The sequence below is a fragment of the Pseudomonas sp. FSL R10-1350 genome (genome assembly GCF_009600525.1).
In the GTDB taxonomy this organism is placed as follows: Bacteria; Pseudomonadota; Gammaproteobacteria; order Pseudomonadales; family Pseudomonadaceae; genus Aquipseudomonas; species Aquipseudomonas helleri.
In genome coordinates this window covers 100,688-125,264 of record NZ_WIVR01000008.1, presented here as the reverse complement: position 1 = coordinate 125,264, position 24,577 = coordinate 100,688, and the positions used below count along the sequence as shown (strand labels likewise).

Here is a 24,577-nt window from a genome sequence, read left to right as displayed (position 1 = left end):
GCAGATGGGCGTATTCCTTCGCCCTTGATCAACAGGAATTAAAATGAGCGAAAGCTTTGCAGAACTGTTTGAAGAAAGCCTAAAAACCCTGAATCTTCAGGCTGGCTCGATCATCACCGCTATCATCGTTGATATCGATTACCAAGCTGGTTGGGTTACCGTTCACGCTGGTTTGAAGTCTGAAGGCCTCATCCCGCTGGAGCAGTTCCACAACGACGCTGGCGAACTGAACATCAACATCGGTGATGAAGTTCACGTTGCGCTGGACGCGGTCGAAGACGGCTTTGGCGAAACCAAGCTGTCCCGTGAAAAAGCCAAGCGCGCTGAATGCTGGATCGTTCTGGAAGCAGCCTTCGCAGCTGAAGAAGTGGTCAAGGGCGTTATCAACGGTAAGGTTAAAGGCGGCTTCACTGTCGACGTTAACGGCATCCGTGCGTTCCTGCCAGGTTCTCTGGTTGACGTTCGTCCAGTGCGCGACACCACGCACCTGGAAGGCAAAGAGCTGGAATTCAAGGTCATCAAGCTTGACCAGAAGCGCAACAACGTTGTTGTTTCGCGTCGCAGCGTACTTGAAGCAGAGAACTCGGCTGAGCGTGAAGCTCTGCTGGAATCCCTGCAAGAAGGTCAGCAAGTTAAAGGTATCGTCAAAAACCTCACCGACTACGGCGCATTCGTCGACCTGGGTGGCGTTGATGGCCTGCTGCACATCACTGACATGGCCTGGAAGCGCATCAAGCATCCTTCCGAAATCGTCAACGTTGGCGACGAGATCGATGTCAAGGTTCTGAAGTACGATCGCGAACGCAATCGTGTTTCCCTGGGCCTGAAGCAACTGGGCGAAGATCCATGGGTTGCTATCAAAGCCCGTTACCCAGAAAGCACTCGCGTTACCGCTCGTGTAACCAACCTGACCGACTACGGCTGCTTCGCTGAGCTGGAAGAAGGCGTTGAAGGTCTGGTACACGTTTCTGAAATGGACTGGACCAACAAAAACATCCACCCTTCGAAAGTCGTACAAGTCGGCGACGAAGTGGAAGTTATGGTTCTGGACATCGACGAAGAGCGTCGTCGCATCTCCCTGGGCATCAAGCAGTGCAAATCTAACCCATGGGAAGATTTCTCTGGCCAGTTCAACAAGGGCGATAAAATCTCCGGCACCATCAAGTCGATCACCGATTTCGGTATCTTCATTGGTCTGGACGGCGGCATCGACGGCCTGGTTCACCTGTCCGACATCTCCTGGAACGAAGTGGGCGAAGAAGCTGTACGTCGTTTCAAGAAGGGCGACGAGCTTGACACCGTTATCCTGTCTGTTGATCCAGAGCGTGAGCGTATCTCCCTGGGCATCAAGCAGCTGGAAAGCGATCCGTTCTCCGAGTACGTACAAGAGAACGACAAAGGCGCAATCGTTAAGGGCATCGTGAAAGAAGTTGACGCTAAAGGCGCCATCATCACTCTGGCCAACGATATCGAAGCAACTCTGAAAGCCTCCGAAATCAGCCGTGACCGCATCGAAGACGCGCGTAACGTTCTGAAAGAAGGCGAAGAAGTAGAAGCCAAGATCATCAGCGTTGATCGCAAGAGCCGCGTAATCCAACTGTCCATCAAGTCGAAAGACGTTGAAGACGAGAAGGAAGCAATCCAGAGCCTGCGCGACAAGCCAGCTACCTCTGAGATCGCTGCTGGTCCGACCACTCTGGGCGACCTGCTGCGTGCACAAATGGAAAAACAGAACTAAGTTCTGATTGACCATAGAAAAAGGGCGACTTAGGTCGCCCTTTTTTGTGCCTGCGATTTGAGTATTGTTTTCTTAGGCATAAAGCACACAGAGCCAGTACGACGCGATTCTGGAGGTTTTTGTGGTGCTCGGCTCCTGTACACGGTATCTGTCTCAATTACCGGTCAGGAACTCTCTGCGCGCATGTTGGGCAGGTTGATGGTGCGCTGCATCTGAAGTGATGGTTGACAGGTATGACAGGCATACCTGAGCAAATGCGCAGAGGTCTGCAAAGATAAGTCAAGATCTGGGCTGTTCAAATTCGATTGATCATGCTAAAACCTTTGAAGCGCTGATCTAGCTGCTTGAAAAAGAAGGGAAAAATATGACGAAGTCGGAGTTGATCGAACGAATTGTCACCCATCAAGGGCTACTCTCATCCAAAGATGTAGAGCTGGCTATCAAGACCATGCTTGAACAAATGTCACAGTGCCTGGCGACCGGAGATCGAATTGAAATCCGTGGCTTTGGTAGTTTTTCGCTGCATTACCGTGCACCACGGGTCGGCCGTAACCCAAAGACCGGCCAGTCTGTAAGTCTCGACGGTAAATTTGTTCCTCATTTCAAGCCGGGCAAAGAGCTACGGGATCGAGTGAACGAAGATGAGGAAGACGATATTTAATCCTTAAGGACATGGGAGTTACAGATGAGTAGCGTTAAGCGTGCAGTTCTGGTGGCTTTTGCGCTGGTAGTTATTTTCGGGACGATGATTTTTATTCTCGAAAACCAGCAGCCCACGTCTTTGGTTTTTCTTGGGTGGAGTACACCTGAGCTGCCAGCTTCACTGTTTTTTATCGGTGCATTGCTGCTTGGCATGCTGATTGGGCCTGCAATGGGCTTTATTGCATACAAGCGAAAAGCTGCACGATTGAAGCGCAGCGTGTTGCAGCCTTAAAACAAAGCGCTTGGCGCATCGGGGCAAGGAGCGCCTCCTTGGTCCCGCAGCAGTCGCCTTCATAGGAAAAGTCCTACAGAAAGTCAGGCTTCGTATTCTATGTACGCCTTGGTAATGCATGCAGAATACGGCCAATCCTCGATTGCCAGCTATTTCCCTGCGTATTCAGGTGCTCTGATTTAAGCATCTGCTGTTCAGCAATGAATATCCCTGCAGCCGAGCCCGCCATGTTTCATTGAAAGCAGGCTTTGTTGGTGAGCAATACTTCCTCTGTTTCCAGTGCCGTCTCAAGGCATGACATCGACATTTTTGGCATTTCCAAACTGATTTGGCAGGGCAGGCGTCTGATTCTGCTACTGGGCACACTCTTTGGTTTGTCTGCTTATGCCTATACCAGGCTCGTCACATCTGAGTACCAGGTTACCAGCGTGCTTCGTCCGGTTGCGCTTAATGCACTGGATGCGCTTAACCGTTCAGGTGTCTACACACTTCCTCCCGATAAGGCTCTGACAAGAGTGGGCTCGGCTCTTGAGTCGTATGGTGTGCGGTCAGGTTTTATTAGAGCGAATCAGGCACTGTTCAGTAACGTGCAGCGTCCAGGCGTTACGATGGAACAGAGCTTTGAGTCCCTCATTAGATCCTCATTGAAGGTCATCACATCTGCGCCCAAAAAGGGTGGGTTTTCAAGTGCTCTAATTCATTTGGAGTTGAGCTATCCCGAGGGTGTTGACGGTGCTCGAATTCTCAATAGCTTCGTTGAGTATGCAATTGAAGTGGAGCGTAAAAAGATAGAAGCCGATCTCAATATCATCATTGAGAACCGTCTTGCGGAGCTTGGAGACAGCATCGATGCGGCTCGCGCCGAGTATGACGTCAGCAAGCAAGCCCGCATTGCAATACTACTGGAGAACGATGCCGTTCAGCGTTCGCAATTGCAGGACGAACTTGTCGCACTGCGTAAGCAGCTCAGGGCTGGGCGAATGGATCGAATAGCTCAATTAGAGGAGGCCATCGATATTGCTCAATCGCTGGGGATTCAAAAGCCAACAACGCCATCGGGTGTGGCTGAGAGTTCTCGCGCGGGTGAAGGGCCTACCATGTACACCGAGATCAACAATCAGCAGATCCCACTTTATTTTATGGGGGTCGAGATCCTCGAAGCAGAACGCTCTGTATTGCTCAAACGCAACAGTGATGACTTCACGGAGGCCCGTATTGCACAAATCGAGCGTGAAATGTGGATGCTTCAAAATAATCGTGAAGTTGAAGTGCTTGAGCGGCGTGAAAATGAAGAAGTTTTTTTGAGTGGGGTTCAGCCAATTCGAGCTGAGATAGCCCGTTTGGGGAAGGTGGGTAGCCTTGAATTCAGTAGCATTCAGTTAGTGTCAGTTGACCGCAAGGCGCTTGAGCCACTGGGCCCAATCAAGCCCAAAATGAATTTGCTTGTACTGCTGGGGGGGGGTTGGCACTGCGACAGGTGCCTTGATTGTTTTGATTCGAAATTCAATGGCTGCGCGACGAGTCGAGAGCCTGGGTGGGGGATAGCCCTAACTTCTGATTGGCGAGAGCAAGTACATGGCATATCCGATTGTAAAACATCACGGTGCCATCAACGGCGTCACAGGCTCGTGTCATCAATTACAGATGACAAGCCAGAGCAGTATTCTGATCGACTGCGGGCTTTTTCAAGGCAGTGACGAACGTATCGCTTTAGACAGGAACCCACTGTACCCGCAAATCGACTTTTCGCTTGAAGGCATAAAAGCCTTGGTCATCACCCATATCCATGCCGACCATGTGGGGCGTCTTCCTCATTTGCTTGCTGCAGGATTCAAGGGGCCAATCCTGTGCAGTGAACCATCAGCCAAATTGCTGCCATTGATACTTGAGGATGCATTCAAGCTTGAGGTGAGTCGTGAGCCGAAGATCATCGAGCGATATTTCCAGCGTGTGCACCAACAAGTGATTGCGCTGCCTTTTGGCCATTGGTTCAACATCGAGCAAACAGATAACCTGCGCGCTCAAATCAGGCTGCAGAGAGCAGGCCACATACTGGGATCAGCCTATGTGGAGTGCGATCTAGATTATCCTCAGGCAGCGTTGACGCGACGCATTGTCTTTTCAGGTGATTTGGGCGCTCCGCATTCACCATTTTTGATTGCGCCTGTGTCACCCAAGAGGGCAGATGTGCTTGTTCTTGAGAGCACTTACGGCGACCGTTTACACGAAAACCGTCTGAACCGCCAAGAACGCCTGGAAATCGCTATCGACAGGGCTTTAGCTGATCATGGAACGTTACTGATACCGGCATTCAGCATGGGCCGTACTCAAGAGCTACTCTACGAAATCGAAGATATCCTGCATCGCAAAGCGTTGCTGGGTCCGGCGCAAGCACTATGTGATGACGATCAATTTCTTCCCATTACTTGGCCACAAGTGCCGGTTATTCTTGATTCTCCGTTAGCAAGTCGTCTAACCAAGGTCTATCGTGAACTGGAGGACTATTGGAATGAAGAGGCGCAAGTGCGTCTGGGTCATGGACGCAACCCTTTGCATTTTGAGCAATTGATCACTATCGACAGCCATGCCCGGCACTTGCAGACCGTTAACTATCTGGCCAGCACGGGTCGACCGGCAATCGTCATCGCTGGAGGAGGGATGTGCTCCAGCGGTCGAATAGTCAATTACCTGAAAAGGATGTTGGCTGACCAACGGCATAATGTGCTTTTTACGGGCTATCAGGCTAAGGGAACACCTGGGGCGGCTATACAAAAATACGCTCCGTCAGGCGGTTTTGTTGAATTGGAAGGTGAGCGCTGTATGATCCATGCTGGCGTCAGCACAGTGGGTGGATATTCCGCCCATGCCGACCAGAAGGACTTGCTCAACTTTGTTTCAGGCATGTCTGAATGGCCTGAAGAGATACGTTTGGTACACGGTGAGGTGCCGGCAAGGAAAGCATTGGCAAGGGAACTGTTGAGCCTGTATCGCGCTCAAAACAGAGTTGTCGATGTCCTTGTCCCGACAGGCGCTGAGCCGCTTACGCGAAGCTGATTGCAGTCATGATAAGAACCCAGTGGCTTACCATGCGCAGATGCAGAGCAAAATGGTAAACACGGATGAACCCATTAATGAAGTCCCCATGCAAATAACAAACACCCCAGTACCGCCTGATCCCAGCACGCCGAAATCTGATGACTGGTACCTGGTGCAATGCAAGCCCAAACAAGACGAACGTGCAGAGGAAAATCTCCAGCGCCAAGGCTACGAATGCTCACGCCCGGTTTGCCGACGTGAAAAATTGCTACGTGGTCAGCTGAGTTGCGTTAAAGAATCTTTGTTCCCGGGCTACCTATTTATCAACATGCCGGAAGGCGCCAACTGGGCACCATTACGCTCAACCCGTGGAGTCGCACGGATTGTTGCATTTGGCGGGCGCCCCTTGGCAGTCAGTCACGAGTTGATCCTTCAACTACAGTCACGTGCAGACACGCACGTCATCTCAAAATTTAATGCTGGCGATAAAGTCACCATCCTTGACCAAGGCTTCGCAGGTATTGAGTCCATATTCATGTCTATGGACGGCGAGGAGAGGGTCATTCTGCTCATCAATCTAATGAATCGTCAGCAGCAAATCAGTTTGCCAGTCACGAGTATTTCTACGCGATAGGTAAATCAGGGCTGAGCCCAATATATCGATAATGAAAACCGTTCTCAGGAAATCAACGATGAATCCTGGGGCGGTAGCGTGTTTACTCAGATTAGTCCAACCCATGACATGTAGATGTAGGTGGGGGGGCGAACAAAAAAGTTAAGGAAGTGCTCGCGACATGACCACTATTAAACGTAAAGGCATCATCCTCGCTGGCGGTTCAGGCACCCGATTGCATCCGCTCACCTTGGGCGTGTCTAAGCAAATGTTGCCTATCTACGATAAACCGATGATTTTCTACCCTCTGTCGGTGTTGATGCTGGCAGGAATGCGCGAGATTTTGATCATCTCCACGCCAGAGGATTTGCCATGCTTCAAGAAGTTGTTAGGCGATGGTAGTCAGTACGGTATTGAGCTGAGTTATGCAGAGCAGCCTAGCCCCGATGGATTGGCTCAAGCATTCATCATAGGCGATGAGTTCATCGGGAATGATTCTGTTTGTTTGATCCTTGGCGACAATATTTTTTACGGCCAACACTTCTCGGACAACCTGCGTTCAGCCATGTCTCAGACATCGGGTGCAACTGTATTTGGGTATCATGTTTCAGATCCAGAACGCTTTGGTGTAGTGGAGTTCGACAGCAATGGTCGAGCGCTGAGTATTGAAGAAAAACCTGCTAAACCAAAATCTAACTATGCAGTCACAGGCTTGTATTTTTATGACAACGACGTCGTGAAAATCGCAAAAAGTATTAAGCCGTCTTCGCGCGGCGAGCTAGAGATCACAGATGTTAACCGCATCTACCTTGAGCAAGGCGGCTTGAACGTCGAAATGTTGGGGCGCGGTTTTGCATGGCTGGATACTGGAACTCATGAGTCATTGCTTGAGGCCAGTCACTTTGTGCACACCATTGAGCACCGTCAGGGCTTGAAAGTTGCCTGCCTGGAAGAAATTGCGTTTAACAGCGGCTGGATAACGCCTGAAAAATTGGGTGAGCAGGCTGAGAAATTGAAAAAAACCGGGTATGGGCAGTATCTGCAAAAGTTGTTATCCGAGACTGATAAATAATGAAAATTCTCCGTACAGATATCCCTGATGTGTTGATTATAGAACCTACAGTTTTCACTGATGACCGTGGTTGGTTTATGGAGAGTTTTAACGAAAAGGTGTTTGCTAATAAATTAGAAGCTCTAGGGTTACCGGCAGCCGGATCTTTTGTGCAAGATAATCACTCGTGTTCGAGGCGTGGAGTGCTGCGAGGGATGCATTTTCAGGCACAACCCTATGCTCAAGGTAAATTGGTACGTGTTGCAGCTGGTGCAGCTTTTGATGTTGCCGTTGATATCCGGAAGGACTCGCCAACTTATTTAAAGTGGGTTGGCGTTGAGTTGAGTGGTGAAAATAATAAGATGCTGTGGATTCCAAAGGGGTTCGCCCATGGATTTCTTACTCTTGAAGATAATACTCATTTTTTATATAAAACGACTAACTATTACAATAAAGAATCTGAAGGTTCGCTTTTATGGAGTGATGAAAGTATTGGTATAACATGGCCTGTTATGGATGCTTATATAATAAATGAAAAGGATAAACAGGCCCCTAAGGTTTTTGATGTTTGAAGGGGTAAAGATTGTGCTAATTATTTATTGCATTATAGTAGCGGATAATTTTAAGGTGTAAATTGATGAAGGCAGGTTTGGGTGTAAGAACCGATACTTTATACAATTTAGTGGGGAACTTTGTACCTATTTTAGCTGCTGTAATCTGTATTCCATATCTGACCAGAGAGCTTGGTGCAGAGCGTTTTGGCTTCATGACAATCATGTGGGCTCTGATTGGCTATTTTGGTATTTTTGATTTGGGTGTTTCCAGAGCACTGACATATTTCGCCACTCGCTCTAATGATCCTGTTAGTCCTGAACCGCTTGCTCCGGCAGTTAAAGCCGGTATGCAAGTTGTTGGACTTGCAGGTGTTATAGGAATGCTGATAGTGCTTATGTCATCTGATTTGATTGTTAGAAAGTTGTTGAATGGTCAGATGACGATTTATTCAGAAGCTCTTGGAGCGTTGGTTATAACAGCGCTGATTATTCCTTTGACTGCTATGGGTAACGGACTTCGAGGCGTACTTGAGGGGCTTGCAAAATTTAAAGACGTAGCCTTGATTAAAAGCGTCACAGGGTCCGTTTTTTTTATTGCTCCAGCTGTTATGGCCTCTGCGGGTTATCATTCGCTTTACGGTATAGCTATTTCATTTTTAATAGTGAGGGTGGTTACCTCGTTGTGGTGTTGGGTCAGCGTAAGCAGTAGTGCGCAATATGCTAGCTCAAGGGGCCAAGTGGTACGAAAGGAAGACAGAAAGAAACTACTATCATATGGTGTGTGGGCTTTACTTTCGTCAATTATTAGTCCGCTAATGATGTATGGAGATCGTTTTATTATATCCAGTGTGCTGGGTGCGCAAATGGTTGGCATTTATGCCGTGCTACAAGAAATGATGGGGAGAACAGTTTTATTTGCAGCATCATTTGCGGCAGCATTACTTCCACGTTTTGCAAAGGAAAATGGTGAAAAATTAAAAACAGATTATACGCGTTATAATTTAATCATGATTTCGCTAATGGCTGTTTTTTATATAATTTTTTGGCTGTTTTCGCAGTACATGGCGGAGCTATGGCTGGGTAGAGACTTGTCGGCGTACTCAACCATTTTTGCGTTGTTTTCGTTTGCGTTGTTTATTAATTCAATAGCGCAATTGCCTTTTTATTTCTTGCACGCAAAAGGGTTGCCCGAAGTACCTGCTAAATTTCATTTGCTGGAATTTGTTGTTTATGTTCCGGCCTGCATCATAGCGACACTTTACTATGGGTTGATCGGCGCTGCATCGGTCTGGGTTTTCAGAGTGCTGTTGGATTGGATTTTATTGCAATGGGCGGTAAGAAAAATACTTGGTTAGTCACATTAGCACCAATGTGTGTCATGTTTTTAGTTTGGTGTGTTCAGTTTATTTATTATGAAATAATTGGGAACTCTGTCTTTAATCCTGTGAGCCTTGGAGCATGGGGAATAGCTTGGGTTGGGGTGTTTGGATATGTTATAGGAGCATTGATTTGTTCAGTTTTTACCGTTCAAGGAAACGAAGAGTCAGTTGTTTATTTTAATCGAAGTTTTTATTATCTGAAGTGTGTCTGCTTGATTTTGGCAGTTGCCGTCATATTAAATAATTTAGTGTTGCCTGTTTTAAATGGTGTGAGTGTGTCCGCGCTCAGAAATCAGGCGATAGATGAGTGGACGTCAGGAAGCATTGGTCCTCGAGTAAATGCTGTTTTGTTAAATGGATTATGCTGTTTTATAGTGTTGCTGATTTCTCTAATGTATGAGGTCAATAAAAAACTCAGTTTTTTTTGGGTTACTGTTTTTGCTGTTTTGTGTGTGGCTTGTTTTTCCAGGACGCTGTTGCTGATTGGTCTTTCAATTTTATTATTGAGAGTTTTGCTGCAGGGAGAAAAACCCTTAAGGATGATCTTCTTCTCCCTAGTATGTTTTGTTGTCCTTTTTTTGGTTCTGGCCTGGGTAATGAAGGATAAAACACCAGGGAATGAATCCCCGACTGATGTGTTATTGCACCATCTGCAGATTTATTTTTTTGGTGGGGTTTCGGGGTTTAATTATTATGTTATTAATGAGCAGCCTAATTATAATTCGCTACTGACAGTGCCTCGATTTATTCAGGCCTTACTACCACTAGATTTAGATTTTCCTCCGTCTTTTTATGACTTCGTAGAAACGCCTGGAACGCTAAATGTGTTCACGTCTATGTTTCCCCCGTATCATGATTTTGGGGTGTTAGGGGTGCTTCTATTCTTTCTGATGTATGGCTCCATATCGACAGTCGCCTGCGTCCGATTTGTAAAAACAAATAAATCAACCTGGCAAGTTATGGCGGGGTTTTTTATATACGCAACCGTTATGACGATATTTGATGATCAGTTTGTACGAGGTCTTCCAGTCATATTGATATTCATCTTTTTTGCGCGTATTTTTGATTCGATACGTTCAAAGTGCCTGAGTTCGACGGAAAGTGAGTATTAAGTCAAATACAAAGCTCATGTGTACAATTTCGAGTGGTTTCAAAATGGAAGACTTAAGTGTTACTGTTTGTATGGCTGCCTACAATGGAGAAAAATATCTACGCGAGCAAATTGACTCAGTACTCAGCGAGTTGGCAGGTACCGATGAGCTTGTTGTTGTGGATGATTGCTCCTCTGATGCAACATATAAGTTGCTTTTGTCATATTCAGCTAAAGATCCAAGGGTAAAGGTTTTTAAAAACGCTTATAACTCTGGAGTGGTGAAAACGTTTGAAACTGCACTTTCTTATGCCCAAAATGATATTGTTTTTCTGGCAGACCAAGACGATATCTGGATGCCAGGAAGAGTCGATACGTGCTTGGCTATATTCAAGTCTAAACCAGAAGTTTCAGCTGTATTGGTAAATGCGGAAATTTTAGCATTCCAAGAGAAGACGGGACTCTCTTTCTACCCTGCAGGGCTTGAACCTAAATTGACAATTACTTCACAGCTCCTTCGAAATCAATTCATCGGGTGCTGTTTATGCTTCAGACGATCCATGCTGAAAATAGCGCTGCCATTTCCGACAAGTATATCGATGCATGATTGGTGGTTGGGTTGCTGTACTTTATTAAGTGGTAGTGTCTGTTTTGTTAATGAAAGTAAAATTTATTATAGACGGCATTCAACTAATGCATCCCCATCACAACGTAGGGCGCTGTCTGTCGTTTTGAAATCCAGAGCGGCAGATGTCTTATGTTTTTTTAAATTATTAGCTAGGTTTCTTGATAAGAGGCTTGAACGTGTCAAATAAAGTTGCTGTTCTGCTTGCTACTTATAATGGTGAGAAATATTTACGGGAACAGCTTCGTACTATTGAAATGCAAACCCATGAAAATTGGCATTTGTTTATACGGGACGATGGTTCTACTGACGCGACCGTAGATATTATTAAAGAATTCAGTTCTCGTTTTTCAAATACTACTATTGTTGATAATTTCGGAGAGTTTACTGGGTCCGCCGCTGGGAATTTTTTTAAGCTTTTGAATTTTTCGGATTTTGAAGGTTTTAGTCATATCAGCTTGGCTGATCAAGATGATATCTGGGCTCCCACTAAATTGGAATCAGCTCTAAGTCACATGAGTTTAGTTGGGGCCGGCGGTTACTCATCAAATTTGGTGTCGTATGACAACACTTCATTTCGTGCAAACTATATAGACAAAAGTCAGCCTCAAAAAAAATTCGACTTTATATTTCAAGGTGCGTCCGCAGGGTGTACATATGTATTCACGCGTGAGACATGCTTGTTGATTCAAAAAAAAACTATCAATATTGATAGTTTTAAAGGGCGCTCTCATGACTGGTTAATTTATGCTTTGTGCAGGACTAATGATATTCCTTGGGTCTTCGATCAGGAAGCACACATTTTTTATCGTCAGCATGCCGGGAATGTATTTGGCTCAATGAGTGCATTTGCAGGTTTGGTGGCCAGACTTAAACTATTGCGCAGCGGTTGGTATCGCGAAAATGTTCTTTGGATAGCAGAAAAATCGGGGGCTGATGCTAAGGCCTCTGCAGTCGTCGATCGCATAAAAAGAAATTCGCTAATGGATAAAATATCCCTTGCTAAAACGGTATCCCAATTTCGGCGCTCTAACAAAGAGAGTAAAGCTCTTGTATTCATTATTTTTTTATTTTTTTAGTGTGTATTAGTAAGTGAATATAATATATGAAAAGACTATTTGATATTATTTGTTCGGTGTACGGATTGTTGATTTTATCCCCCGTCATTTTGATTGTCGCTTGGATGATTCGAAGAAAACTGGGGTCTCCTGTTCTTTTTAAACAGGAAAGACCAGGTTTGCACGGGAAATCATTTCTCATGATTAAGTTTCGAACTATGCGTGATGCGGTCGATAGTAACGGTCGGCCTCTCCCAGACAGTGAGCGGATGACACATTTTGGACGTTTTTTACGCTCGAGCAGTCTGGATGAGCTGCCAGAGCTCTGGAACGTTTTGAAGGGTGATATGAGTTTAGTTGGACCTAGGCCTTTGCTGATGCAATATCTACCGCTTTACTCGGATGAACAGAGAAGACGGCATGAGGTTAAGCCCGGCGTAACAGGTTGGGCTCAGATCAATGGACGTAATAGTTTAAGTTGGGATGAGAAATTCAAGCTTGATGTCTGGTATGTCGACAACCACACGCTATGGCTCGATATAAAAATTCTTTTTCTAACCATAAAAAAAGTGCTTATAAAAGAAGGCATTTCGCAGGAAAATAACGCGACTATGGAAGCCTTCACCGGGTCCATTGAGCAAAAACGTACTACTGATAAATCGTAGGGAAAATGCTATGCAAGAAAAAATTCTGAGCCTTATCGAAGAAGCAATGGAAGCAGATGAAGGGACGGTGAGCCTTGACGATACACTCGCAGATCTGGCGTGGGACTCGATTGCTGTCGTTACCTTTATGGCATTGGCGGATGAACGTTTGGATAAAACACTTTCAGCAGAAAAGTTGAATGAGTGCGTGAAAGTGTCAGATATTGTGGCGCTTATTACCATATAGTTGTAACTTTAAAAAAGAGGTAAGCGCTAAGTTATCAAACCCGGAAATAATTTTCCGGGTATTTGATTTTTGCGTGCAACACGAGTGTTAGTTTATAAGATGTGTTGCGCGGATATATATTCTGAAATTTTTTATATTGGCTATGTGAGCGTAAAAGATGGCAGTGTTGGATTCTGTTAAAATTGCTGATGATTTAGTACGGTCTTATTGGCATCCAATTGCCCACATGTCTGAGTTGGCGAATGATAGAGATTTTGTACTTTTTGAGATACAAGATTTTGAAGTGGTTGTTATTAACGACAAAGGTAATTTTGTAGCGTTCGATAATCTATGCCCTCATCGTGGAGCTCGTTTTTTTACGGAAGACTATGGTAATCAAATGGTAAAGTGTCTTTACCATGGCTGGAGTTACACTCGCGGTAAAGTCAATGTGGCAGGTATTAAGACTTTTCAAGGCTGTGATATTGCCAGTGCCCGGCTCAATGAGTTTAAACTGGAAGTTATCGGTGAGCTTGTGTTTTTTGCTATAAAGCCGCATACAATCCTAAAAGAGCAACTTGGGCCTGTTATCAGTGATTTGCTTGTTAGGATTGGAGGTGATATTGATAGTCGTGCAGACTTTAACAGATACCCTTTTGAGTGTGATTGGACCATTGCTCTAGAAAATGCTCTAGAGCCTTATCATATACCGTTAATACATACCAATACGCTTGCAACATTAAATTTAGGTGTTGGTCAAAATGAGTTTTACGGCGAGAATTCAATATGGTATTCACCAGTTGAAGATGAAAAGGTTGCCAAGCGTCTTAGAAGCTTGAATCGATTTTATTCGGTAACAGAGCCTTATCAAGGGTATATGAGTATTTTTATTTTTCCATTTTCAATGATTTCTTCTACGTATGGTTACTCGTATTCGATGCAAAGTTTTTTTCCCTCTTCAGATGCGCAGTCTTCTTTTTTTACCAGTCGGCTTTATCCAGTGAAAAACAGTGAGCCCAAATATAAAGAAATTACATCTTCTTTTGTTATCTCTAGTGCTCAAATTAATCGTCAAGTATTTGATGAGGATCATCAAATTTGCAAACGTATTCCTGCCAAGTCATGGTCTACCTCTGCGCCAAAATTCACGAGTACGCTAGAACAAAAACTCCTGCACTTTAGACGCTCTTGTGCAGAGTGGAATAAATCTTCTTGAAGAGCCTTTTGAATATACAAGCCCGCAAAACTCGAACAGCAGGAGTTTAAGATGGTTGGCAATAATCACATCCGTTCGGTCAAAAATGTTCGTGTCAAAGGAATAGCTTGTGCTGTGCCGGCTCACGTTGCCGAGGTCACCAGCCTTACTGATGCATTTGGTGCTGAAAATCTCAACAAGATCATGTCTAGCACGGGAGTAGAACGTCGTCATGTGGTGTCTAGTGAGTGCTCCTCAGATCTATGTGTCGCAGCAGCTGAACGCCTGATAAGTGATCTGAATATTGACAGATCAACTATTGATACTTTGATTTTTGTATCACAGACCCATGATTTCACTTTGCCAGCCACTGCATGCATCTTACAAGAACGCTTAAATCTACCCATGCACGCTGCAGCATTTGACATCGCATTGGGGTGTTCAGGATATACATACGGGCTCTGGGTAGCAGGTTCACTTTTGTCTGGTGGTGGAAGTCAACGTGCTTTGTTATTGGTCGGCGATACCATCAGTAAAATTGTCTCTCCTGCAGATCGTTCGGTCGCAGCATTATTTGGTGACGCTGGGTCAGCAACGATATTGGAACATGATCCGTCTGCTCCTGATATGCCCTTTGTCATGGGGACAGATGGGAGAGGAGCCAAGAACCTGATCGTGCCGTCTGGAGGTTTCCGAGACCGCCATGGTCAGTCGACTGAAACCTCAGAACCAGGAGTTCGAGGGCCTTACGACCTGTACATGAATGGTGCGGAGATTTTTGCATTTACTCTGGCTCGCGTACCGGCACTCGTGAAGGCTCTTCATGAAGCAAATACAGCAAGTGGAAAAGAGATCGATCATTATGTTTTCCATCAAGCTAATCGCTTCATGCTGGAGCATCTGGTTAAACGGATGAAACTACCACCTGAAAAGGTAGTGTTGGATGTGAAAGATGTTGGCAATACAAGTTGCGCTTCAATTCCTCTTGCACTTAGTCTTCATCAGAATAAAGCAGGCAGTCATTTATCTGGCCGCTTCATGTTAGCTGGGTTTGGCGTCGGGTATTCTTGGGCAGGATGTATAGCTGATTTTGATAATGTCTGGGTTAGCTCGCTTACCGTTACTTCCAACTCTGAAACCGAAGGTGAAATGTGACAGAGGTGAATCCTTTTTCGATGCTTGGCAAGCACATACTGGTAACAGGTGCTTCTTCAGGGATCGGGCGTGCAGTTGCTATTTGGCTTAGTAAACAGGGCGCAAGTCTAACATTAGTTGCTCGTGACATGACGCGCCTGGAGTCTACCCTTAGCCAGTTACAAGGTGCAGGTCATTCAATTGAGTTATTTGATTTCTTGTCTGGTGCTGATGTTTCTCAATGGTTGAAGGAAGTTGTTAAAAGGACATCTCCTCTGGATGGATTGGTTCATGCTGCTGGTGTACAGATGCCAATGCCAATTCGAGCTATGAGTGCCGGGCATTGGGATAAGATCATGGCAACCAATGTAACTTCAGGCTTTTTACTAATTAAGGCTTTTCGTCAGAAGGGGGTATGTGCTTCTGGTGGCAGTATTGTTTTGATTTCTTCTGTAATGGCCCAAGCTGGCGAACCCGCGCTCCTCGGTTACTGCGCAAGCAAGGGGGCTGTTGAGGCTATGGTGCGTGCGGCAGCCGTAGAGTTGGCACGTGAAGGTATTCGTGTTAACGCAATTGCTCCTGGGGTCGTACAAACTGAGCTAGTCGATACATTAGAGTCTTTAGTGGGTGCTGACTCAATGCTTGCGATCGAACAGCGGCATCCTCTCGGTTTTGGCAAGGCAGACGATGTTGCCTATGCAGTTAACTATCTTCTTTCACCAGCAGCTCGTTGGGTTACTGGCACTGCTATGGTTGTTGATGGGGGCTACCTTGCATGATCAAGACAAATAAACTTGTAATCTTGGGGGCGGGTGGTTTTGGGCGTGAAGTTTATGCATGGCTTTTGGATCTTATTAGCCAGGGAACTCTTCGTTCGACGAACACCGCTGAATGGATAATTTCCGGTTTTATTGATGATTCCGGAGATGCCCTAAATGGTTTTTCTGATCTTCCGCCTATATTGTCAACTGTCGAAAATTTTGTCCCTGCAGATGACATATATGTCGTCTGTGCAATTGCCAATCCTCGCGTCAAAAAAACATTAACAGATAAATTAAAAGTTAAAGGCACAAACTTTTACACTCTGCTTCACCCTACTGTGATTGTCGGTCCCCGCGTAAAAATTGGCGAGGGATCTGTCATTTGCCCGTTCACAGTCCTTTCAACGGATTTAGTTGTCGGTGACTTTGTCACCATTAACTCTAGTTGCACCATTGGCCATGACACCTTGGTGTCAGACTTTTGCACACTGAGTGGTCATTGTGATGTAACGGGGGGGGGTAAATTGTTAGAGGGTGCATTTCTAGGTTCTCACGCGGTTGTTGTGCCCAAGGTTGTAGTGGGTGAGTACGCAGTTGTCGGTGCCGGGAGCGTAGCCATCAGAAAAGTTGCGCCAGGTGTTACGGTATTCGGTGTTCCAGCCAAACGTATTTCCGGATGATCAAATGAATGTATTTGCCCGAGTCACAGCTATTGAATATGTCCTTCCTGTTAACTCACTGACTAATGATGAACTGGCGCGTGAGTTTCCCGAGTGGAACGTAGATAAAATATTTAATAAAACAGGAATCAGCGATCGTCGAATTATTGCGCAGGATGAATGTGCGTCTGATTTGGCGTTTCTTGCGTGTGAAAAGCTATTAGCAACAGGTACTATCGATCGATCCGAGATTGATTTTATTATTCTGTGTACTCAAAGCCCAGATTACTTTTTGCCTGCTACTGCTTGTATTTTGCAGAACCGTCTAGGGCTTTCGACACTGTGCGGAGCTTTTGATTACAATCAAGGCTGCTCAGGTTTTATTTATGGTTTGGGGTTAGCCAAAGGATTGATTGAAACAGGGCAAGCAAAAAATATCTTATTAGTGACGGCGGAAAGCTATAGCAAATTTATTCATCCCGCAGACAAAAGTGTTAGGACTTTGTTTGGGGACGCCGCTGCAGCAACGTTGATTCAGGCGTCTGCAGGTGGCCCGTTTCTTGATCGATTTCGTTATGGCACCGATGGTGCGGGTGCTAAAAATCTAATTGTACCTATTGGAGGCGCTCGCCATCCGGCGGCACTCAATTTAGAGCCTGATCTTTATACGGATGACAGTGGAAATTCTCGTACTGATGCCAATTTGTACATGAATGGCTCTGCTATTTTTGAATTTTCTATGCGCCGTGTACCTGAGCTATTTACATCGTTGTTTGATGATGAATTTACGATTGATCAGGTTGACTTATTTGCGTTTCATCAAGCTAATAAATTTATGCTCGATTCTTTGCGGCGCAGAATTAAACTGCCCTCTGAAAAGTTTATTGCAGAGTTTGCACACTGTGGTAATACTGTTTCAAGCAGTATTCCTATCGCGCTTAAAGAGTCGTTAAATAAAGGCGTTTTAGTTGAGGGCAAAACAGTTGTAGGTGTTGGTTTTGGTGTAGGGTATTCTTGGGCTGGCTGTATTATTAAATGGTAAGCTTCATGAAACTTATAATTGATGGTCAGCGTCTACGCAGAGGTTAATTGTGCTAAATACTAATTTTTCTCCATGGCCTTCTTTTTCTGATGAAGAAGCTGATGCAGTCCGTGCCGTGATTTTGTCGAATAAAGTTAATTATTGGACTGGTCAGGAAACTCGCTTTTTTGAAAAAGAATTTGCTACGTGGTCTGGGACTGAATATGCCGTGGCTTTGGCAAATGGGACTGTCGCCCTGGATTTGGCATTAAAAGCCCTTCGTATTGGCACTGGTGATGAGGTGATAGTAACCTCTCGCACTTTCCTGGCTTCAGTTTCAAGTATTGTAAATGCCGGAGCAATACCAGTTTTTGCCGATGTGGATTTGAATTCGCAGAATATTACTGCAGAAACCATCCGCCAGGTTTTGACTCCTCGCACTAAAGCGGTGATTTGTGTCCATTTGGCAGGCTGGTCATGTGATATGGATCCAATCATGGCATTGGCAGATGAGTTTGGCCTCAAGATTATTGAGGATTGTGCTCAAGCTCACGGAGCTTATTACAAAGGCCGTCCGGTTGGTTCTATTGGCCATGTCGGTGCCTGGTCCTTTTGCCAGGACAAGATCATGACAACAGGTGGTGAGGGGGGCATGGTTACGACTAATGATCGCCAACTCTGGTTGGATATGTGGGCATACAAAGATCACGGCAAGAGTTGGGAAGCTGTCTATGAGCGTGAGCATACCCCCGGATTTCGCTGGCTGCACGAGAGCTTCGGTACGAACTGGCGGATGCTGGAGGTGCAAGCTGTCATAGGTCGTATTCAGTTGCGACGTATGCATGACTGGCAGGCAACTCGTTTGAATAATGCCCTTCAGATTTGGAACGCTGCGAAGCAGTTACCTGCTCTTCGGGTACCTGACCTGGCAGCAAGTGACGTTCATGCCGCCTATAAGTGCTACGTGTTTGTGCGCCCTGAGTGCCTTAAAGCAGACTGGTCCCGTGATCGCATTCTTAATGAAATTGTTGCCCAAGGGGTACCTGCCTTTTCAGGCTCGTGCTCAGAGGTTTATCTTGAAAAGGCTTTTGACAATACTGGATGGAGGCCTGCGCAACGTCTTGAACACGCCAAAGAACTAGGTGAAACAAGCATGATGTTTTTGGTTCACCCTACGTTGACAGTCCAAGAGATAGACATGACATGCGAGATATTGAGCAGTGTTGTGAAGGAAGCATCTTTGTAAGCAGGTGCTACTTTATAAGTACTAGGTTTGCATAAAGCAGACTGCGTATTGGTTTTGGATCTGCACAGGTGTTCAAAGATGTTATGGCTATAATTAGATCTTTTTTACTCAATTTGTCTCGACGGCAAAAACGAGCCATTCAGGTAGCATCGGATATCATGCTCGTTTGGCTAGCCTTATGGTTAGCCTTCGTTGTTCGACTGGGGATTGACGATATGATCAACCCGGTTACTGCGCATGTCTGGCTATTTGTCGCCGCGCCTTTAGTAGCCATTCCCCTGTTTATCCGTTTTGGCATGTACCGCGCAGTCATGCGCTATTTCGGCAATGATGCCCTCATCGCCATCATTAAAGCAGTCAGCTTGTCTTCGCTGATCCTGGCGGTGGTGGTGTACTGGTACAGCAATCACGATAACGTCGTTCCGCGCTCGATCATTTTCAACTATTGGTGGCTGAGTCTGATCATGTTGGGCGGTTTACGCTTGGCCATGCGTCAGTACTTCTTGGGGGATTGGTTTTCCGCAGCCCAACACGTGCCTTTTACCAGTCGTGATGATGGACTACCACGAGTCGCTATTTACGGTGCGGGTGCTGCGGGTAACCAGTTGGTTGCTGCATTGCGCATGGGCCGGCTGATGCGGCCCGTGGCTTTCATTGATGATGATGAAAGCATTGCTGATCGAGTTATTTCAGGCTTGCAGGTTTTCAAGCCTGAAAATATGCAGCAGATGATCGATCGAACTGGCGCTCAAGAACTACTTTTGGCCATTCCTTCGTCATCACGTGCACGTCGTCGCGAGATATTGGGATTGCTAGAGGGCTTTGCGCTGCATGTACGCAGTGTTCCCGGCTTCATGGACTTGGCAAGCGGCCGGGTCAAGGTTGACGATATCCAGGAAGTGGATATCGCTGATTTACTGGGACGTGATGCAGTGCCCGCACAGGCGGATTTATTGGAGCATTGCATCAAAGGTCAATGTGTTTTAGTCACGGGCGCGGGAGGCTCAATTGGCTCTGAGCTATGTCGTCAGATTCTGTCGTTGAACCCAACAACGTTATTACTGTTCGAACACAGCGAGTTCAATCTTTACAGCATCCTTTCTGAGCTTGAGCAACAGGTGAGTCGCGAATCGCTCTCGGTTAAAGTGCTACCGATTTTGGGATCGGTTCGGAATTCTCAGAAGCTGCTCGATCTGATGAATACCTGGAAGGTTGATACGGTTTATCACGCTGCGGCTTATAAGCATGTGCCCATGGTTGAGCACAATATCGCGGAAGGGGTCCTTAATAACGTTATCGGCACACTCAACACTGCTCAGGCAGCCCTTCAGGCAGGAGTGGAGAACTTTGTTTTGATCTCCACAGACAAGGCCGTACGCCCGACCAATGTGATGGGGAGTACCAAGCGATTAGCTGAGATGACGCTTCAGGCTCTCAGCCATGAGGTGGCCCCTGTCTTGCTGGGCGATAATTCAAACGTAGTCAGGGTCAATAAAACTCGTTTCACTATGGTTCGTTTCGGCAATGTGTTGGGCTCATCGGGTTCAGTGATTCCTCTATTCCATAAGCAGATCAAAGCCGGTGGCCCACTGACTGTCACTCATCCTAAGATTACCCGATACTTCATGACCATTCCTGAGGCGGCCCAATTGGTTATCCAGGCCGGCTCCATGGGGCAGGGTGGTGATGTCTTTGTTCTTGATATGGGTGAGCCGGTACGCATTGTCGAACTGGCTGAGAAGATGATCCATCTTTCAGGTCTAAGCGTGCGCTCCGATAAGAACTTGCATGGCGACATTGAAATCGAATTCACAGGGCTTCGTCCTGGAGAAAAGCTTTACGAAGAATTGCTGATTGGCGACAACGTAATCGCTACGCAGCATCCAATGATCATGTGTGCCAATGAGGACATGTTGTCTTGGAGTGAACTCAAGCAAAAACTTGAACAATTGCTTGACGCAGTAGATCAGGACGACTATCCACGAGTTCGACAATTGTTACGTGAAACAGTCAGTGGATATTCACCTGAGGGTGAAATTGTGGACTGGATTCACCTGCAGCATCGGACTGAGCCCTAGTCAATACACACCCTGCAACTGACACATTTTTGACACCCTCCAACCATCGCCTAAGTTTGGAGTACAGCTCAGGAAAGCTGTTTCCACTTAACGATGTATTGGAGTGTCACTTATGCGTATTGCCTTTCTCTCTTCGATGTTTTTGGCTTTGATGGTCGGTGTTTCCAGCGTGACTCATGCTGCTCCTGTGGCCGAAGCAGGTGCACCGGTCGTGGCTGCGGCGGCTTCACCCGATGTTCAAGTGATGACAATCAACCTCAATACGGCAGATGAGGCGACACTTCAGCGCGAACTGTCCGGTGTGGGTGCCACCAAGGCTAAAGCAATTGTTGCTTACCGTGAGGCAAACGGTGCTTTTGCTTCGGCTGATGAGTTGCTGGAAGTCAAAGGCATAGGCAAGGCCATTTTCGACAAGAACCGGGATCGGGTTGCCGTTAACTAAGTAAAGCGCGGGAATGCAGAAGGCCAGTCAATGACTGGCCTTTTTTGTTTGCAGCCGCTTTTACTCGACTGATTGCTTCAGTGTTTTACGTGTTACATCCAGGATTTTTTCTCTTAATGCGTCACTTTCAGCGCTTCGGGCAAGCACCAATGCGCCCACCAAGCTGGCGAATATCATGATGCTCTGATCTTGCGCCTCTGTGCCCGGCAGCGTGCTTTCGATTTGTTTGAGCCTTGCGTTGATAACGCTGTCGGTCGTCGGGCTGGCATGTCCTTGCTGTGCCATTTCTGCAGACATGGTTGGCAATGGGCAGCCTTCATGGGGCGAGGTCACGTGCCATTGCGACAGGTAGGCATCAATAAACACATGCAGCGGCTGCGGCTGGCTGAATATATCGGCACACAGGCCATCGACTTCATATGCTGCCTGTTGCAGGGCTTTTTCAACCAGTTCGTTTTTTGAGGCGAAGTGAGCGTAAAAGCCACCGTGGGTCAGGCCCAGTGATTTCATCAGGGGCTGCAGGCCGGTTGCTCCAATCCCGTCACGTCGAAACAGGCAGGCGGCTTCTTTAATAATGCGTTGATGCGTCAGGGCTTTGTGGTCGGGTGAGTAACGCATGGCTGCAGCCTCTTAATGCAATGACGCATCATAGCCCTGAGTTTCGAGCCATTGCACAGACACTTCGTGCATTTGTGTATAGGCATTTGTCCTCAGAGCTCATCCTTGAACGAGCGCTGAGGACTGCCCACGTTTTACCGGTCCTTTGATTCTTTTGCGTCCATTTCAGCATTGCGTTCAGCAACGCGTTTGCGCTGCTCATCGGTCAGTTCCACTTTGTCGGCGGTGTCACGCAGGGTCATCAGGCCGCCAACTATAGCGCCGATGACTACGATGAGTATTATCCAACCATACCAGGGCATTGTGTTCTCCTTGAAGGGCACGTGGCTGAGCAAAAAATTTGCGAAGCGTTGTGCTGTCTATCCCGTTAAGTGTGTGAGTAATCAGTGATTTCATTGTAGGCCGGTTATTTTTTCGTGCGCGTGTGATCACCTCAAGATGATTAAAGTCATGAAAATACGATCATCGGGTGCCGGTAGGCGGCGGCTTCCGCTACAATGCGCGCCGATTTCGACCAGCCTGAGAACCCGCTAATGTCCGACTGCCAGACTCCTATCATCGTCGCCCTGGATTACCCAACGCGTGACGCCGCACTGAAATTGGCTGATCAGTTGGACCCGAAACTGTGCCGCGTAAAAGTGGGCAAAGAGCTGTTCACCAGTTGCGCTGCTGAGATTGTCGGTACGTTGCGTGACAAAGGCTTTGAGGTCTTTCTGGACCTAAAATTCCATGACATCCCCAACACCACCGCGATGGCCGTAAAGGCTGCTGCCGAGATGGGCGTGTGGATGGTTAACGTTCACTGTTCGGGCGGCTTGCGCATGATGGCTGCCTGCCGTGAAGAGCTGGACAAGCGTACCGGCCCGCAACCGTTGTTGATTGGTGTCACGGTATTGACCAGCATGGAGCGTGAGGACCTCGCTGCCATCGGCCTGGACATCGAGCCACAAGAGCAAGTGTTGCGTTTGGCTGCTTTGGCACAAAAGGCCGGTATGGATGGGCTGGTGTGCTCGGCTCTGGAAGCGCAAGCGCTGAAGGCCGCACACCCGTCGCTGCAATTGGTAACGCCAGGGATTCGTCCTGCTGGCAGTGCTCAGGATGACCAGCGTCGCATTTTGACTCCACGTCAGGCGTTGGATGCGGGTTCTGATTACCTGGTTATTGGTCGCCCGATCAGCCAAGCGGCTGATCCGGGCAAAGCATTGGCTGCCGTGGTTGCCGAAATAGCTTAAGCTCGCCAGTGATGTCGCCGCAGCCCGGGCTGCGGCGACATGGGGTTTAAACCTTCAGTACCAACTTGCCGAAGTTTTCCCCGCTGAACAGCTTGAGCAGGTTTTCAGGGAAGGTCTCCAGCCCTTCAACAATGTGCTCCTTGCTTTTCAATTGCCCTTTGCTCAGCCAAACAGCCATTTCTTGTGCGGCCGCAGCGTAACGGTCGGCATAGTCCATCACCACAAACCCTTCCATACGCGCACGATTGACCAGCAATGACAGATAGTTGGCCGGCCCTTTGACGGATTCCTTATTGTTGTACTGACTGATCGCACCGCAGATGATTACGCGCGCCTTGAAGCGCAAGCGACTGAGCACCGCGTCCAGAATATCGCCGCCCACGTTGTCGAAATACACGTCGACCCCTTTAGGGCATTCACGTTTCAGGCCGGCGAGAACGTCTTCGTTCTTGTAGTCAATCACGCCGTCAAAACCCAGTTCGTCAATCAGGTAGGCGCATTTGTCTTTCCCGCCTGCTATACCGACCACATGACAGCCCTTGAGCTTGGCGATTTGCCCGGCAATGCTGCCAACGGCGCCCGCAGCACCAGAAATCACCACAGTGTCTCCGGCTTTCGGTGCTCCAATGTCGAGCAATGCGAAGTAGGCGGTCATGCCGGTCATGCCCAGCGCTGACAAGTACACCGGCAAAGGCACCAGTTTGGGATCAACTTTGTAGAAACCGCGGGTTTCCCCAACGAAGTAATCCTGCACACCCAGCGCGCCGTTCACGTAATCACCGACGCTAAAGTCCGGATGCTTCGAGGCAACGACTTTGCCGACGCCCAAAGCGCGCATCACGTCCCCAAGAGCCACAGGGGGGATGTAGGACTTGCCTTCATTCATCCACCCGCGCATTGCGGGGTCGAGGGACAGGTATTCATTTTTAACCACGATTTGCCCATCGCCGGGCTCAGCCACAGGCACCTGTTGGTAGGTGAAAATGTCGCGGGTTACTGCGCCGACGGGGCGTTTGGCGAGAAGGAATTGGCGGTTAGTCTCGGCGGTCATCGTAGGCACTCATCATTAAGGCAAAGGAGGTTGATAGACGTTCTGGGCCGTGTCGGCAAGCGAACATGATCTTACGAATGCTTTTTCATCAATTGGGGTGATGTTGGTAGGCGGAGTTATATCACTTCGATAAATAAGTTGTTTGGGTGTGCCTACACTGAAAACAGATTTTCCCCTTTGAGGATAAGAATA

General features: G+C 47.1%; 26 protein-coding genes. 23 read left to right on the top strand and 3 right to left on the bottom strand.

Annotated elements, in window-relative coordinates:
* Positions 1 to 43: 43 nt before the first annotated feature.
* The 22 genes from rpsA to GHO25_RS06360 all read left to right on the top strand — a co-directional run bounded on the left by rpsA (position 44) and on the right by GHO25_RS06360 (position 21,484).
* Complete coding sequence (gene rpsA / locus GHO25_RS06465; RefSeq protein WP_019826775.1) at positions 44 to 1,738, top strand: 30S ribosomal protein S1; 1,695 nt, start codon at positions 44 to 46, stop codon at positions 1,736 to 1,738.
* A gap of 364 nt (positions 1,739 to 2,102) precedes the next feature.
* A complete protein-coding gene (gene ihfB, locus GHO25_RS06460; RefSeq protein WP_003447108.1) occupies positions 2,103 to 2,399 on the top strand; it encodes an integration host factor subunit beta in 297 nt (98 codons plus the stop codon).
* 24 nt (positions 2,400 to 2,423) lie between these two features.
* A complete protein-coding gene (locus tag GHO25_RS06455; protein ID WP_048391291.1) occupies positions 2,424 to 2,672 on the top strand; it encodes a lipopolysaccharide assembly protein LapA domain-containing protein in 249 nt (82 codons plus the stop codon).
* Positions 2,673 to 2,926: 254 nt separating this feature from the next.
* Positions 2,927 to 4,369: a Wzz/FepE/Etk N-terminal domain-containing protein gene (locus tag GHO25_RS06450; protein ID WP_372240925.1), complete on the top strand. Its 1,443-nt coding sequence runs from the start codon at positions 2,927 to 2,929 to the stop codon at positions 4,367 to 4,369.
* The gene (locus tag GHO25_RS06445; protein ID WP_256677167.1) at positions 4,317 to 5,726 is read left to right on the top strand and encodes an MBL fold metallo-hydrolase; all 1,410 of its coding nucleotides are present in this window, start codon (positions 4,317 to 4,319) and stop codon (positions 5,724 to 5,726) included. Before GHO25_RS06450 ends, GHO25_RS06445 begins: the two co-directional genes overlap by 53 nt.
* A gap of 88 nt (positions 5,727 to 5,814) precedes the next feature.
* Positions 5,815 to 6,342 carry a transcription/translation regulatory transformer protein RfaH gene (gene rfaH / locus GHO25_RS06440; RefSeq protein ID WP_153330980.1) on the top strand — a complete coding sequence of 176 codons (528 nt, stop codon included), beginning with the start codon at positions 5,815 to 5,817 and terminating at the stop codon, positions 6,340 to 6,342.
* Between the two features lie 160 nt (positions 6,343 to 6,502).
* Positions 6,503 to 7,393 carry a glucose-1-phosphate thymidylyltransferase RfbA gene (gene rfbA / locus GHO25_RS06435; RefSeq protein WP_153390189.1) on the top strand — a complete coding sequence of 297 codons (891 nt, stop codon included), beginning with the start codon at positions 6,503 to 6,505 and terminating at the stop codon, positions 7,391 to 7,393.
* Positions 7,393 to 7,944 (top strand): dTDP-4-dehydrorhamnose 3,5-epimerase, encoded by a 552-nt coding sequence (gene rfbC, locus GHO25_RS06430; RefSeq protein WP_153390187.1) that lies wholly within the window; start codon positions 7,393 to 7,395, stop codon positions 7,942 to 7,944. Before rfbA ends, rfbC begins: the two co-directional genes overlap by 1 nt.
* 65 nt (positions 7,945 to 8,009) lie before the next feature.
* Positions 8,010 to 9,281 carry a flippase gene (locus GHO25_RS06425; RefSeq protein WP_153390185.1) on the top strand — a complete coding sequence of 424 codons (1,272 nt, stop codon included), beginning with the start codon at positions 8,010 to 8,012 and terminating at the stop codon, positions 9,279 to 9,281.
* Positions 9,254 to 10,417, top strand: coding sequence for an O-antigen polymerase (locus GHO25_RS06420; RefSeq protein ID WP_153390183.1), 1,164 nt, complete (start codon positions 9,254 to 9,256; stop codon positions 10,415 to 10,417). Before GHO25_RS06425 ends, GHO25_RS06420 begins: the two co-directional genes overlap by 28 nt.
* A 43-nt stretch (positions 10,418 to 10,460) precedes the next feature.
* Entirely contained in the window at positions 10,461 to 11,210 is a 750-nt protein-coding gene (locus tag GHO25_RS06415; RefSeq protein ID WP_178110006.1) for a glycosyltransferase family 2 protein, read from the top strand.
* Positions 11,200 to 12,099 (top strand): glycosyltransferase, encoded by a 900-nt coding sequence (locus tag GHO25_RS06410; RefSeq protein WP_178110005.1) that lies wholly within the window; start codon positions 11,200 to 11,202, stop codon positions 12,097 to 12,099. Before GHO25_RS06415 ends, GHO25_RS06410 begins: the two co-directional genes overlap by 11 nt.
* Positions 12,100 to 12,125: 26 nt before the next feature.
* Positions 12,126 to 12,743 (top strand): sugar transferase, encoded by a 618-nt coding sequence (locus tag GHO25_RS06405; protein WP_153390179.1) that lies wholly within the window; start codon positions 12,126 to 12,128, stop codon positions 12,741 to 12,743.
* Between the two features lie 10 nt (positions 12,744 to 12,753).
* A complete protein-coding gene (locus GHO25_RS06400; RefSeq protein WP_153390177.1) occupies positions 12,754 to 12,969 on the top strand; it encodes an acyl carrier protein in 216 nt (71 codons plus the stop codon).
* A 157-nt stretch (positions 12,970 to 13,126) separates the two neighbouring features.
* Positions 13,127 to 14,164: an aromatic ring-hydroxylating dioxygenase subunit alpha gene (locus tag GHO25_RS06395; protein WP_153390175.1), complete on the top strand. Its 1,038-nt coding sequence runs from the start codon at positions 13,127 to 13,129 to the stop codon at positions 14,162 to 14,164.
* Positions 14,165 to 14,215: 51 nt separating this feature from the next.
* Positions 14,216 to 15,298: a ketoacyl-ACP synthase III gene (locus tag GHO25_RS06390; RefSeq protein ID WP_082148644.1), complete on the top strand. Its 1,083-nt coding sequence runs from the start codon at positions 14,216 to 14,218 to the stop codon at positions 15,296 to 15,298.
* Positions 15,299 to 15,318: 20 nt separating this feature from the next.
* Positions 15,319 to 16,056, top strand: a complete 738-nt coding sequence (locus GHO25_RS06385) for an SDR family NAD(P)-dependent oxidoreductase (protein WP_153390215.1) — start codon at positions 15,319 to 15,321, stop codon at positions 16,054 to 16,056.
* Positions 16,056 to 16,718, top strand: a complete 663-nt coding sequence (locus tag GHO25_RS06380) for a NeuD/PglB/VioB family sugar acetyltransferase (RefSeq protein ID WP_178110011.1) — start codon at positions 16,056 to 16,058, stop codon at positions 16,716 to 16,718. The genes GHO25_RS06385 and GHO25_RS06380 overlap by 1 nt, the downstream gene beginning before the upstream one ends.
* A 4-nt stretch (positions 16,719 to 16,722) precedes the next feature.
* Entirely contained in the window at positions 16,723 to 17,739 is a 1,017-nt protein-coding gene (locus tag GHO25_RS06375; RefSeq protein ID WP_153390172.1) for a ketoacyl-ACP synthase III, read from the top strand.
* A 49-nt stretch (positions 17,740 to 17,788) separates the two neighbouring features.
* Positions 17,789 to 18,964, top strand: a complete 1,176-nt coding sequence (locus GHO25_RS06370) for a DegT/DnrJ/EryC1/StrS aminotransferase family protein (RefSeq protein WP_178110004.1) — start codon at positions 17,789 to 17,791, stop codon at positions 18,962 to 18,964.
* Positions 18,965 to 19,047: 83 nt separating this feature from the next.
* Complete coding sequence (locus GHO25_RS06365; protein ID WP_153390213.1) at positions 19,048 to 21,042, top strand: nucleoside-diphosphate sugar epimerase/dehydratase; 1,995 nt, start codon at positions 19,048 to 19,050, stop codon at positions 21,040 to 21,042.
* A gap of 112 nt (positions 21,043 to 21,154) precedes the next feature.
* Entirely contained in the window at positions 21,155 to 21,484 is a 330-nt protein-coding gene (locus GHO25_RS06360; RefSeq protein WP_153390170.1) for a helix-hairpin-helix domain-containing protein, read from the top strand.
* Positions 21,485 to 21,544: 60 nt separating this feature from the next.
* Here the strand turns inward: GHO25_RS06360 and GHO25_RS06355 are convergent, their stop codons facing one another.
* Positions 21,545 to 22,102 (bottom strand): TetR/AcrR family transcriptional regulator, encoded by a 558-nt coding sequence (locus GHO25_RS06355; RefSeq protein WP_048368493.1) that lies wholly within the window; start codon positions 22,100 to 22,102, stop codon positions 21,545 to 21,547.
* 134 nt (positions 22,103 to 22,236) lie between these two features.
* Positions 22,237 to 22,404, bottom strand: coding sequence for a DUF2897 family protein (locus GHO25_RS06350; RefSeq protein WP_082148642.1), 168 nt, complete (start codon positions 22,402 to 22,404; stop codon positions 22,237 to 22,239).
* A 231-nt stretch (positions 22,405 to 22,635) separates the two neighbouring features.
* Here GHO25_RS06350 and pyrF point away from each other — a divergent pair, with 231 nt between their 5' ends.
* Positions 22,636 to 23,334: an orotidine-5'-phosphate decarboxylase gene (gene pyrF, locus GHO25_RS06345; RefSeq protein ID WP_162207679.1), complete on the top strand. Its 699-nt coding sequence runs from the start codon at positions 22,636 to 22,638 to the stop codon at positions 23,332 to 23,334.
* A gap of 46 nt (positions 23,335 to 23,380) precedes the next feature.
* Here the strand turns inward: pyrF and GHO25_RS06340 are convergent, their stop codons facing one another.
* Complete coding sequence (locus GHO25_RS06340) at positions 23,381 to 24,385, bottom strand: NADP-dependent oxidoreductase (RefSeq protein WP_153390169.1); 1,005 nt, start codon at positions 24,383 to 24,385, stop codon at positions 23,381 to 23,383.
* Between the last annotated feature and the right edge of the window lie 192 nt (positions 24,386 to 24,577).